This window comes from Mesorhizobium sp. KR9-304 (assembly GCF_040049215.1).
Lineage (GTDB): Bacteria > Pseudomonadota > Alphaproteobacteria > Rhizobiales > Rhizobiaceae > Mesorhizobium_K.
On the sequence record NZ_JBDZDN010000003.1, the window covers coordinates 157,323 to 169,337 of the forward strand.

13 protein-coding genes are annotated in these 12,015 nt (G+C 60.2%); 8 read left to right on the forward strand and 5 right to left on the reverse strand.

Annotated features, from left to right (window positions below; genetic code table 11):
* Positions 1–48 precede the first annotated feature (48 nt).
* From ABLE71_RS16965 to ABLE71_RS16990, 6 genes are all read left to right on the forward strand, one after another.
* Complete coding sequence (locus tag ABLE71_RS16965) at positions 49–636, forward strand: hypothetical protein (RefSeq protein WP_348784649.1); 588 nt, start codon at positions 49–51, stop codon at positions 634–636.
* Positions 637–696: 60 nt separating this feature from the next.
* Positions 697–1,518: a polysaccharide pyruvyl transferase family protein gene (locus ABLE71_RS16970; protein WP_348784650.1), complete on the forward strand. Its 822-nt coding sequence runs from the start codon at positions 697–699 to the stop codon at positions 1,516–1,518.
* 194 nt (positions 1,519–1,712) lie between these two features.
* Positions 1,713–2,357, forward strand: a complete 645-nt coding sequence (locus tag ABLE71_RS16975) for a class I SAM-dependent methyltransferase (protein ID WP_348784651.1) — start codon at positions 1,713–1,715, stop codon at positions 2,355–2,357.
* On the forward strand, positions 2,330–3,097 hold the full coding sequence (locus ABLE71_RS16980; RefSeq protein ID WP_348784652.1) for a sulfotransferase family 2 domain-containing protein: 768 nt from the start codon (positions 2,330–2,332) through the stop codon (positions 3,095–3,097). Before ABLE71_RS16975 ends, ABLE71_RS16980 begins: the two co-directional genes overlap by 28 nt.
* Before the next feature lie 43 nt (positions 3,098–3,140).
* On the forward strand, positions 3,141–3,767 hold the full coding sequence (locus tag ABLE71_RS16985; RefSeq protein ID WP_348784653.1) for a sulfotransferase: 627 nt from the start codon (positions 3,141–3,143) through the stop codon (positions 3,765–3,767).
* 5 nt (positions 3,768–3,772) lie between these two features.
* A complete protein-coding gene (locus ABLE71_RS16990) occupies positions 3,773–4,450 on the forward strand; it encodes a hypothetical protein (protein ID WP_348784654.1) in 678 nt (225 codons plus the stop codon).
* Between the two features lie 15 nt (positions 4,451–4,465).
* On the opposite strand, the gene ABLE71_RS16995 is transcribed toward ABLE71_RS16990, so the two are convergent.
* The gene (locus tag ABLE71_RS16995) at positions 4,466–5,290 is read right to left on the reverse strand and encodes a glycosyltransferase (RefSeq protein WP_348784655.1); all 825 of its coding nucleotides are present in this window, start codon (positions 5,288–5,290) and stop codon (positions 4,466–4,468) included.
* 82 nt (positions 5,291–5,372) lie between these two features.
* A complete protein-coding gene (locus tag ABLE71_RS17000; protein ID WP_348784656.1) occupies positions 5,373–5,846 on the reverse strand; it encodes an Lrp/AsnC family transcriptional regulator in 474 nt (157 codons plus the stop codon).
* Between the two features lie 225 nt (positions 5,847–6,071).
* Between ABLE71_RS17000 and trxB the strand changes: the two genes are divergently transcribed.
* Positions 6,072–7,046: a thioredoxin-disulfide reductase gene (gene trxB / locus ABLE71_RS17005; RefSeq protein ID WP_348784657.1), complete on the forward strand. Its 975-nt coding sequence runs from the start codon at positions 6,072–6,074 to the stop codon at positions 7,044–7,046.
* A 50-nt stretch (positions 7,047–7,096) separates the two neighbouring features.
* Positions 7,097–7,993 (forward strand): LysR family transcriptional regulator, encoded by an 897-nt coding sequence (locus ABLE71_RS17010; RefSeq protein WP_348784658.1) that lies wholly within the window; start codon positions 7,097–7,099, stop codon positions 7,991–7,993.
* 310 nt (positions 7,994–8,303) lie between these two features.
* Here ABLE71_RS17010 and msrP read toward each other — a convergent pair whose 3' ends face one another.
* From msrP to ABLE71_RS17025, 3 genes are all read right to left on the reverse strand, one after another.
* Positions 8,304–9,275, reverse strand: coding sequence for a protein-methionine-sulfoxide reductase catalytic subunit MsrP (msrP, locus tag ABLE71_RS17015; protein WP_348784659.1), 972 nt, complete (start codon positions 9,273–9,275; stop codon positions 8,304–8,306).
* 112 nt (positions 9,276–9,387) lie between these two features.
* Positions 9,388–11,442 (reverse strand): elongation factor G, encoded by a 2,055-nt coding sequence (locus tag ABLE71_RS17020; protein ID WP_348784660.1) that lies wholly within the window; start codon positions 11,440–11,442, stop codon positions 9,388–9,390.
* Between the two features lie 188 nt (positions 11,443–11,630).
* Complete coding sequence (locus tag ABLE71_RS17025; protein WP_348784661.1) at positions 11,631–11,927, reverse strand: hypothetical protein; 297 nt, start codon at positions 11,925–11,927, stop codon at positions 11,631–11,633.
* Positions 11,928–12,015: the final 88 nt, after the last annotated feature.

Below are 12,015 nucleotides of genomic sequence, written 5' to 3' on the forward strand. Positions count from 1 at the left end.
TCGGATCGCCTCTCCACGACTACGTTGGGGGAGGAAAAGGAAGCGTTCATGAGTGACGAAGATCGGCTGAGACTTGAACTGGGTCGCGTCGTGGCAGGTCGGCCGCTGTCGATCGTGGGCAATGCAACTTCGCTTCTCGCCAGCACTCATGGCGCGTTGATCGACAGTGGTTGTGTGCTGCGGATGAACGCCGGCATACCGATTAATCGCAAGGCCCAGGGGCGCCGGACCGACATTCATTGCTTTAGTACGATGCCTGCCCTTCAAATGAACCTTGGCAGTGCGAAGGGGCGCTGGTTGAGGTGGCGGAATGCCGGCTCGTTTCACAACGCTCTGCGCATCTGGATGCACCCCGAGAATCGCGATTTATGTGAAGATCCCGAGCAGCTGTTCTATCCGGAATGGCGCTGGCGCCAACTCGCCGACATTCTGCATGCACCGCCGTCAGTCGGTGCAATGGCACTTGATATGGTTGCGATGTTCGCTGGCCAAACGGATGTGCGCATATTCGGGTTCGATTTTAAAAGTTCGACAACTTTCTACAGGAAGCGCGATAAGAAGGGGCATCATGATTGGTCCGCTGAACGTCAATTCGCCTTGGCTCTCACCCAAGAGCGCGGATGGAACTTGGTGTAGCGTTTGCTTGGCTGCCCGGCGTCGGTTCCTGGGAGATCGAAAAATTGCAATGAGGACTTCATGAAAATTGGCGCATTGTCTTGGTCGGGTAACAACATTGGGGACGATATCCAGACCGCCGCCGTCATCCAGCATTTGCCACCGATAGACGTTTTCATCCACCGCGATCACCTCAACACTTATGACGGTCCAGAGACGCTTTTGGTTTTGAACGGTTGGTTTCTCGACGAGACCGAGAACTGGCCACCAAGCGATCGCATCAAGCCAATATTCTTCGGTTTTCACGTGCAAAAGCGTGCCCGCGCAAACGTTGCAAGGCATGCCGAGTATCTCAAGCGTCATGAACCGATCGGATGCCGTGACCCTGGCACGACCGAGTTCATTCGCTCGCTCGGTGTCGACGCGTACTTGTCTTACTGCGCCACGCTCACGTTCAACGCTCCGGCGCAACGGAACCCGGATTCGATCTACTTCGTCGAAGCGAATTCAGGCCCGTTCGGTGACATCAAGAGTTCGAAAGGGCTCAAGATTAAGAACGTAAGCCATCGATTCATCGACGTTCCCTGGGAAAATAGACTGTCCTACGCGAAGGGCGTAGTCGAGACCTATGGACGTTTGGCCAAGTACGTTGTCACCTCAAGAATACATTGTGCCATGCCTTGCGTGGCGATGGGCATCCCGACAGCCTTTGTCGGTCCCGACAACTATCGCACCCGGATAATCGATGAAGTCGGGATTCCGCGGCTGAACAAGCCGAGTTTCTGGAACAAGATATTCGCAGGGAAAGTCGCGAACCTGCCTCAGCTGGTTGATATTTCAGCAACCAAGTCGCGCATCACGACTGATCTGACGGCTCGCATCGAGCGCGCGTTGAAGCAGTGACCTCGGTCCGCGATTGTGGTGCGGCAGTGCAGGCGCTATAGACCCGCGATGATTCAAAGCCGAAACACTGAACTGCGCGCCCAACTGGACGAACGCGACATCGATGCTGCCGTCGAAGAACCGCTTCCTTGCATCTGCCGCTATGGAGAGAAGGAAAGACAGAAGTCCGGCGGGTCGCGGGAGAACGAATAGGAATGGCTCTTTTACGTGCGCTTCGTACCCGGCTGGGTTTGCGTAAGGAGAAAAAAGCGTGGCAGCCTGTCCAGTTCTCAGGCGCGCGTCCCCCCAATGCGTCGGAGTTTTTTGGTGGCAAGTTTGAACGCCGTAGCGATATCGGAAGATTGATACGGCCGGGCGGCATAGGTGTTGAACTGGGTGTCGCCAAGGGCGAATTCTCTAGCGCACTGCTCGAAAATTCTGACCTGGGTTATCTCTATTCAGTCGATATGTGGGCAGGCGATCGAAGCCACACTGTCGAACAATACCGGGAAGCTATTCAGCGTTTGGACAAGCACCGCACGCGAAACTCGGTAATTAGGCTACGCTTCGACGAGGCCTTGCCGATTTTCCCGGATAGCTTCTTCGACTTCGTCTACATCGATGGCTACGCAGGAACCGGGCAAGACGGTGGGAAAACCCTTGAGGACTGGTGGCCAAAGCTTAAGCCGGGTGGACTCTTCTCTGGGGACGATTACTCCCCGAAATATCCTTTGGTTATGAAGGCTGTTAACGACTTTTCGGCATCTCATCAGTTGTCTGTTTATCTGATTGAGCCGCAGGTTAAGGAGAACGTATATGCGCAACAGCCAACGTGGCTCTGCTTGAAACCCGACGTGTGATGCAGCCGGCCAGAATCGCAAAAGCCGCGCTTGCCGCATCGGTTCTTTGGGGCCGTTTCGGAGTCACGCACGTCAATCATAAAGCTTGGAAAAAGATCGCCGTCTATCCAAGCCTCGGCCTTGCCTACAATCGCATAAAGAAGAACGCCAACACGACCGTAGTCATGCTCCTGAGAGAGATGGAGTCCGGTGTTGGTGAAAGCCGGGCGCTTGCAAAACGCAATTCCCGCAAACTTCTCGATCTGTCTCCTTCCGAAATCGCGAACCTTCGGAATACACGCTTCTTTGTCGTCACCAGAAATCCTTACTCTCGGGTGCTCTCAGCGTTTCTTTTCAGATTCAAAGATGAGCACTACAGGAACCTTCACGGCGCGTTCGACCTGACACGCTCCGGCTTCACGAACTTTGTCAGCTACCTCAGTGATGGCGGGCTGGATAGGGACGCTCATTGGGACCTGCAGACCAAAGTGATGTTCCTGCCGCTCGACAAATATGACACGGTCGTGCGGTTCGAGAACTTCAAATCGGAGATGCTTTCATTGTTGAAAAGCGTTGGTCTCCAGCCTCCCGACGGGAGATTGGAGGGCCTATACCCGTCCGATGTCGGCAAGCAGACGTCGTCCGATAGTCGTCTTGGAGAATTTTACACGCCTGAGACGATAAGGATGGTGGCCGATCTCTATTCCAAGGACTTTCAGGACCTGCGCTACAGCAAGGACTTCCCCCTGGTCACCAGGTAGGCTAGCCGTCGAACAGGATCATTGGGAGGGTGCATTGGGGAGCTTGGTCGCCTATCTGTCGAACAAGTTGCGGCAGCGCAAATCGCCGGACGTCAAGATATTCTTTATCGGGTTCAACCGATGCGGCACCAACTCCTTTCATCAATTGATGACGGGATCGGGCATACGCTCCGTTCATTGGTTGAGCCCTCAGAAGGAAAACATAACCGACGGCATTGAAGCCCGGCTCGGCGACCTCGAAGCTCTGCGCGAATACCTTTCCCCGTGGACAGCGTTCAGCGATATGATCTCCGCGTCAGAGACGCGCTTCGTCGAGGGCAACAGTTTTTTTCCGGCCCTTCATGAAGCATTCCCGCGAGCATATTTCGTCTTGAACGACCGCGATGTGGAAGCCTGGCTACGGTCGCGAGTGCAGCATTCCAAGGGCACTTTCCTTCAAAGGGCCATGGCCTACCACGCCACCGACAAAGATGGTGTCCTTGATATCTGGCGCCGCCAGCATGCCGAGCACACAGCCAAGGTGCTCGGTCACTTTGCCGGCAACCCTCGCTTTATTCATTTCCGCATCGATCGCGATCCGATAGAGCAAATGGTGGACTTCCTGGCGCCTGACTTCAAAGTCTCCGCATCCGATTGGCAGGTGCACAAGAAGTCCAAGGCCAGCGCTTAGTTGCCATGCTGAACGCGAAATCAATATCGTCCCTTCTGCTGAGGCCCGAGCCGAAGCTTCCTGCGTTGCAAGGTCCCGCCCTTGTGATTGGCTCCGGCCCGGGAGCGAAACTCCCTGACGGCTTCAATGATGCTTGGACGATTGCAACCGTGAACGCCTCCCAAGTCGTCGCGTCGTCGATGGGCTGCGGATCGCCTGACCTGACGCTGTTTGGCAACGCGGTGCTGCAGAAGCGGCCCGTCAACCGGGAAGCACAAAGCGTGCTCAGAGGATTGAGCACGGGCACGGTGATATGGCAGACCCGCAGAACCCACCTGCGAATCCGCCTCGCCATGCTCGGCTATTCATACTCCCGCATCAGCGTCTTGGACGAGGCTCGTCGCATCGAAATAGTTTCGAGCGCGGTTGGTCGCCGAGTAACGCATGCCGAGCGGCCCTCCAACGGCATACTCCTGGCGCTGCTCTGCCTTCATATGGGCAGCTCCATTGTAGTGATGACTGGCTTTTCGCTGACGCAAGCCGGCCATGCCTACAATGACAAGGGCCGAGTTCGAAACCACGTCGATGCTGACAACATGGTTCTGGCGGAAGCCTTGGCACGAGGCGCGCGGATATATACCAGCGACCCGTTGTTTTCTTCCGAGAGCGGCATTCCGCTCTTTGGAAGTGCCACGGAAAGTTGATTGTTTGAGCAGCGGTTACGCGAAAATGCGTAGGTCTTTCCGGAACCAATAAGCAAGCAGACCAATCGGCGTCATGTTGCGCACGGATAGAAACCGGCGATAGGTCGGCAAGCTCGACGGATCGCGTGAATCCATGTGCTCGATCTGTGAAGCCGTCATTGGATAGTAGCTGTAGCTACCCCTGCGCAGTAGCATGGAGCGCTTAAGGCTTCCATTCCGGTAGCGCGGCGGAAATGGTACATGCATAAGGACCGGCGTGCGCGCGAGCACACGAATGTAGCCCATAGCGGCCAGGGCTCGCTTGTTTTGCCGCTCGCCCTCCACCATTTGCCATCCGCTTTCAGTAAGTCGATCGAGGTGAACTATCCCCACATCTACGTAGGAAGCGCGGTCGTTCTTGACGTAGCCGTCCTTCACGATCTCGACCCGTTGCCCCCGCTTCAGAAAACGGGGATCGACCTGTAGTCGCTTCGGATCAGCATCGAACAGTCTACCGTACTGCGCCAAAATCTCGCCGGTAAGCGGACGGACGAACTGCATGTCGTCCTGAACCATGAAGAGGTATCGGTAGCCTCGCTCTCGAGCGTAATCGAACATCTTTTGGATGTTGCGATAGAGATTCCCGTGCTTGCGCCCCTCTTTGGGATCGGTGTTAACGAAGACTTTGAAGCGATCCTTCCATTTTTCAATAACTTTCACGGTGCGGGGTTCGACGCTATTATCATCCATAATGACGACATCAATGCCGCCGCAAAGCGCTTCCGTAGAACTTAGGCAGTTGTCCAACGTACTTCCCATGTTGAAAGAGAAAACGCATATAAGAACGTCGGATTGCTTCATATATACCTATCCTGATCTTAAACTGCTAAATATTCGAACTCGGGAGATGGCCTGTGCCTAGCGAGGCACATTGCGCCTGGCCTTACCCGATCGCCACGACCCCCTCGTCCTTGACCTGGCGGATGGTCAGCGCGGTGCGCACCGTGTCGACATTGGGCGAAGAGGTCAGTTCCTCGATGACGAAGGTCTGGAACGTCGCGAGGTCGCTCGCCACGCAATGCAGCAAAAAGTCGGATTCGCCCGAGACCATCCAGGCGGCGCGCACGATCGGCCAGTTGCGGGTGCGGTCGGCGAAGGCCTTCAGTTCCGCCTCCGACTGGTGGTGCAGGCCAATCAGGCAGAAGGCGACCACGTCGAGGCCAAGGGCAGGGGCGTTGAGCAGCGCGCGATAGCCGCGGATGATGCCGGCCTCCTCCAGCCGCCTGACGCGCCTCAGACACGGCGGGGCGGAGATTCCGACGCGGCTCGACAGCTCCACATTGGTGATGCGGCCTTCGCGCTGCAGCTCGCGCAGGATCTTCCAGTCGATGGAATCGAGATCGGCCTTGAGGGGCATGGCGGCTTTCTGCGCAAGAATCTGTCGTAGTCCTGCAATTAAACTACTTTATCCCGACGGCCAGCCCTTTTTCGCGCAGCGTGCGGCCGCAGTTTCCGGGGAGCCCATAGTTTCCGGGGAGAAGGGCAACCCCTGCTTGCTGGGCGCGGTTGCAGCACCTAAATTAGCAGCGATCCCGCCAACACGGTGCGGGCATTCGATTCCGCACGTTCCGAAAGCAGTCCGATGACCTTCAAGCACGCGCCAGTCCTCATCATCGGTTCCGGCCCGGCCGGCTATACGGCGGCGATCTACGCCGCGCGCGCCATGCTGAAGCCGGTGCTCGTCGCCGGCCTGCAGCAGGGCGGCCAGCTGATGATCACCACCGACGTCGAGAATTATCCCGGTTTCGCCGATCCCATCCAGGGTCCGTGGCTCATGGAGCAGATGCTGAAGCAGGCCGAGCATGTCGGCGCCGAGATCGTCAACGACATCGTCACCGAGGTGAACCTCGACGTCCGCCCGTTCCGCGCCAAGGGCGATTCCGGCACGGAATACACGGCCGACGCGCTGATTATCGCCACCGGCGCGCAGGCGAAGTGGCTGGGCATCCCCAGCGAGCGCATCTACCAGGGCTTCGGCGTCTCGGCCTGCGCCACCTGCGACGGCTTCTTCTACCGCAACAAGGACGTCGCGGTGATCGGCGGCGGCAATTCGGCGGTCGAGGAAGCGCTCTATCTGTCGAACATCGCCAGGACGGTGACGGTCATCCACCGCCGCGACGCCTTCCGCGCCGAACGCATCCTTCAGGAACGGCTGTTCAAGAAGGAGAACGTCAAGGTCGTCTGGGACACGGCGGTCGACGAGATCACCGGCACCCCGGGCAAGGCGCCGCTGCCGCCTTCGGCCAACGGGCTGGTGCTGCGCAACACGCGCACCGGCGCGGTTTCGCGGCTGCCGGTCGACGGCGTGTTCGTCGCCATCGGTCATGCGCCCGCGGTCGAGCTGTTTGCCGGAAAGTTGAAGCAGAAGCCCAATGGTTACCTGTGGACAGAGCCGGGCTCCACCCGTGCTGACGTGCCGGGCGTGTTCGCCGCCGGCGACGTGGCGGACGACGTCTACCGGCAGGCGGTGACGGCGGCGGGCCTGGGATGCATGGCGGCGCTCGAGGCCGAAAAATATCTCGCCGGCATCGAAGCCCATCGCGAAGCCGCCGAATAAGACGAAAAGCATGCAGACCGGCGTGCAAGCCGGCTGACCGAGGGGAAGTGATGAGTCTGGACTGGGACAAGCTACGCGTGTTTCACGCCGCGGCGGAGGCTGGGTCTTTCACCCATGCCGCCGAGACTCTGCACCTGTCCCAGTCGGCGATTTCACGCCAGGTCAGCGCGCTGGAGCACGATGTCGGCGTGCCGCTCTTCCATCGCCACGCGCGCGGCCTCGTCCTGACCGAGCAGGGCGAGATGCTGTTTCGCACGGCGCACGACGTGCTGATGAAGCTGGAAGCCATCAAGACCCGGCTGACGGAGGCCAAGGACCGGCCTTCCGGCGTGCTCAGGGTGACGACGACGGTGGGGCTGGGCGCCGGCTGGCTGACCCAGCGCCTGCACGAGTTCACCGAACTCTATCCCGAGATCAGCCTGCAGCTCATCCTTGCCAACGAGGAGCTTGACCTCACCATGCGCCAGGCCGACTGCGCCATCCGCCTGCGCCAGCCGCAGCAGCCGGACCTGATCCAGCGGCGGCTGTTCACCGTGCATTTCCACCTCTACGCCTCGCCGTCCTATCTGGTGAAGCACGGCAAGCCGGAAAGCATCAACGATCTGAAGAACCACCGCATCGTGACTTTTGGCCTGCCCGTGCCGACGCATCTGAGCGAACTCAACTGGCTGGAGACGGTCGGCGATTTCGAGGGCGGCCAGCGGGTGCCGACGCTGCAGATCAACGACCTGCTGTCGATTCGCCGGGCCGTGCAGACGGGCGTCGGCATCGCCATGCTGCCCGACTACCTGATCGAGAAGGATTCCGGGCTGGTGCAACTCCTGCCTGAGACCGAAGTGCCGTCCTTCGATACCTACTTCGCCTATCCGGAGGCGATGAAGGAACAGGCAAAACTGCACGCTTTCCGCGACTTCGTCATCGCCAAGGCGCGTAGCTGGTCCTACTGAACATTTGTCTGCTGGACCACAGGCCTGTGCTTTTTGCATGGGAGCCTTGCGTCTTCCATGCTTGTTTAATGGGCAGGGAGAGCACATATAACGATCATCTCTCGGGCGCGTTCTCCTCCCATTAGCGCCTGGGAGTGTTCCCCTCTGGAGGTTTAGCCTTTACTGGCAACTCCAACCAAACTTGGCCGGATCTTCTTGATCCGGCTTTTTTGTTTCTTGATCTCCTTGTTGTCGGCCCGCGCCGCGTGGTTGCGGCAGGGATTGCCCAAATTTAGGTCAGGCAGCCGCCCTGCTCAATCTGTGAGCAGCCTCACATGTAGAGCGTGGAAGGATCCATGCCCGCATAGAGTTGCGCCACCTGATCGCCGTAGCCGTTGAAAAGCAGGGTGGGGACGATCTCTCCCGTGGCGAGCACGCGCTCCGTGGCCTGGCTCCAGCGCGGATGCGACACCTCGGGGTTCACATTCGCCCAGAAGCCGTATTCCGATGGCAGAAGCGCCTCCCACAGGCCGACCGGGCGCTCCTCGACGAAGGATATCCTGCGGATCGACTTGATCGACTTGAAGCCGTATTTCCACGGTAGATGCAGCCTGAGCGGCGCGCCGTGCTGCTTGGCGACGGGCTTGTCGTAGGCGCCGGTGACGATGAACGCGAGTTCGTTGGCGGCCTCCGCGATCGTCACGCCTTCGATGTAGGGCCAGGGGTACAGGAAGCTGTTCTGGCCGCTCGCCATGTCGGGGTCGAGAAAGGTCTCGAAGCGGACATACTTGGCCGACGCCAGCGGCTTTGCTAGGCCGACCAGCGACTTCAGCGGAAAGCCGGCCCACGGAACGGTCATCGACCAGGCTTCGACGCAGCGGTGGCGATAGAGACGGGTTTCCAGCGGGAACTTGCGCACCAGATCGTCGAAGGCGATCGTGAAGGGCTTTTCGACGAGGCCGTCGACGGCGATCTCCCACGGCCGGATGACGAGGTTCTGGGCATTTGCGGCAATGCTCTTGCTCGACCCGAACTCGTAAAAATTGTTGTAGTTTCCGTTGATCTCTTCCGGGGTGATGGGACGGTCGAGCTTGTAGGCCTCGTTCTTTTTCGCCGGGTACAGATCGGCGGTCGGGTCTGCCTCCTGCGCGGCGGGGGCCCCGGCGGTGGCGGCGAGCGAAGCGGCCGCGAACATGCCGAGGCCGAAACCCTTGAGGATCGACCGGCGGTTGAGAAAGACGGGCTCGGGCGTGGCGAACCGTTCCGCGATCTCCCACGAAGGGCGGCGATGAACAGATACCATGGGTTTTGCTCCTTGGCGGCAACATCGAATGCGAATGAGGCGGCATCAACCCGCCTCACATCACGTTCGCGTGCCGCCGCAGGATTGTTACGTCCAGCGAGCCGATTTTGTTTCAGGCGGCCTTGCCCGCGCTGGCGCTCATCACCTGGTCGGCCAGCCGGCCGGTGAGTTCGGCCATGTGGTCGAACGTCGCCTTGTAGCTCGCGACGCCCGCCGTCGCCGAGCGCAACTCTATGATCAGGTCGCCGATCTCGGATTGCGGCATGGTCGCCTCGACGACGTCCCATCCGGGCCAGCCGGGGCGGGCGTCGAAGCCGAGGATCTGGCCGCGCCGCTGCGGCACCAGCGCCGTGATCTTCGGCGTCGTTTCCGAAGGTGTGGCGATCTCCACCTTCATGATCGGTTCGAGCAGCACCGGCGAGCACTGAGCCATGCCTTCCTTCATGCCGACGCGCGCCGCCATCTGGAACGCCATGTCGGAGGAATCGACGGCATGATAGGAGCCGTCCGACAGGTTCACGGCGATGTCGACGACCGGGAAGCCGAGCGGGCCGGATTTCAGGTACTCGCGCACACCTGTCTCGACCGACTGGATATATTGCTTGGGCACCACGCCGCCGGTGATCGTATCGGTGAACTTGAAGCCGGAGCCGCGCGGCAGCGGCTTGATGTCGATGACGACATCGCCGAACTGGCCGTGACCGCCGGACTGCTTCTTGTGGCGGCCGCGCTGAGTTGCGCTCTTGCGGATCGTCTCGCGATAGGGGACTGCCGGCGGGTGCACCTCGATCGGGATCTGGTTCTTGCCTTCCAACCGCTCCACGGTGACGCGCAGGTGCATCTCGCCGTGCCCGGACAATACCGTTTCGCCCGAATCCTGATTGTGGCGCAGCGACAGTGACGGGTCTTCCTCCGCAAGGCGCTGGATCGCCGCCGACATCTTCACCTCGTCCTTGCGCTCCTTGGGCCGCAGCGAGAAGGCGTAGACCGGCTGCGGCGGCTCGAGCGCCACCAGCGGCTTCATGCCGCCCTTGGCCGAGGTCAGCGTCTGCCCGGTCTTGACCGCATCGAGCTTGCCCAGCGCGACCGTGTCGCCGGCCTTCGCCGTCGTGAGTTTCGCCTGATCCTTGCCGAGCATCCGGTAGATGCCCGACACCTTGGCCGTCTCGCTTGCCGACAGCCAAAGCTCGGAGCCGTCGGCGACCGTGCCGGAAAGGATGCGCGAGACCGACAGCTTGCCGCCATGGGCGGTGTGGATCGTCTTCATCACCTGGACGACCGCGGCGCTGGTGTCGGGTGCGCCGAGGCGTTTGCGGGTGGCCTCGACATCAGGCGCATCGTGGCGGATTGTCTTGAGCAGCCGCATCACCCCGTTGCCTTTTTCCGCGGTGCCGATCAGCACGGGGGTCACCGAACCGTCGCGCAGGTCGGCCGAAAGATCGTCGAACACCTCGTCGCGCGGCGGCTCCTTTTCCTCCAGCAATTGCTCCATCAACAAATCGTCATGGTCGGCCAGCGTTTCGAGCATCGAGAAGCGCGCCTCGATCTCGCGCGCCTTCTCGTCTCCAGGAATCTCGGCGATTTCGCTCTCGGCGAATTCGCGCCAGATGTAGGCGCGCTCCAGCGCCAGGTCGATCGAACCGATGACCGCGCCGTCCTTGCGCAGCGGGATCTGGCGCAGCAGCAGCGGCGCCGAGCTCGCCGGCTGCAACATCTTCAGCGTGTCGCGCACGCCGGCTGCCGTCTTGTCGATCTTGTTGAGGAACAGGATGCGCGGCACGCCGAGATCGTCGAGCTTGCGCATGATGAGCTGGAGGGCGGGGATCTTCTTCTCGTCGGCCTCGGCGACCACCACCGCGATATCGGATGCGGCAAGCACGGCATCGGCCTCGAAGGCGAATTCGACGGAGCCGGGGCAGTCGACGAAGGTCAGGCTCTCGCCCATGAAGTCGATCGTGGCGACGGAAGCCTCGACGCTCATGGCGTGGGCTCTGGCCTCGGGCGAATGGTCGGAAACGGTGTTGCCGGAAGAGACTGGATTTTGTCGGGGTATGGCGCCCGTTCGGGCCAGAATTGCTTCAAGAAGGGTGGTTTTTCCACTGGCGAAGGGACCGACAATGGCGATGCATTTCGGTCCCGTGCGTCTTCCTCCGGCGCGACTTCCCATGATGCTGGCCTCCACTCTGGCGTTTCCATGAGCGGCGGCCGGCCTTCGGCCGTCGCAGACGTTTCCCAAGAAGCGGCGGCCGGCCTTCGGCCGTCGCGGGGCGGGGTCTTCTGCCACCTGCCCGGCCCGCATCGTTCCACGGGTTGGAGCCGAGGGCAAGGGCGGAGTGTTCGGCCGGTCGCTGGGTTTTATGGCTTTGGCCGCGGCAGTCGGCCTAAAGCGGCTTTGGCAGCTAGAACGACCGCAAGGATCACCGCATTGGACACCAGGCCGACAGCGATCGGGAGCGTCCTTTCACCCTGGTCGCCGCCAAGCGCCATTGGAATGAGCACCGCGACGAAAACGACGCCGAGCGCCAGCGGGATCCAGGTTCCGACTGTGGCCGATGTCCGGGCGGCCGTCAGCACAAGCATGATGACAAGCGCAATCCTGAATGGATCGATTATCTGCGCAAGAAAGATGTCGGCGAACCCCATGGCTGTCATTGCGGCTTTCGCCTGCAAAAATCAAGTCCGGCCATCCCATCCATTAGGATATGATCGTTGGCTTAGACTAAAGTCGAAAATCCTCCGC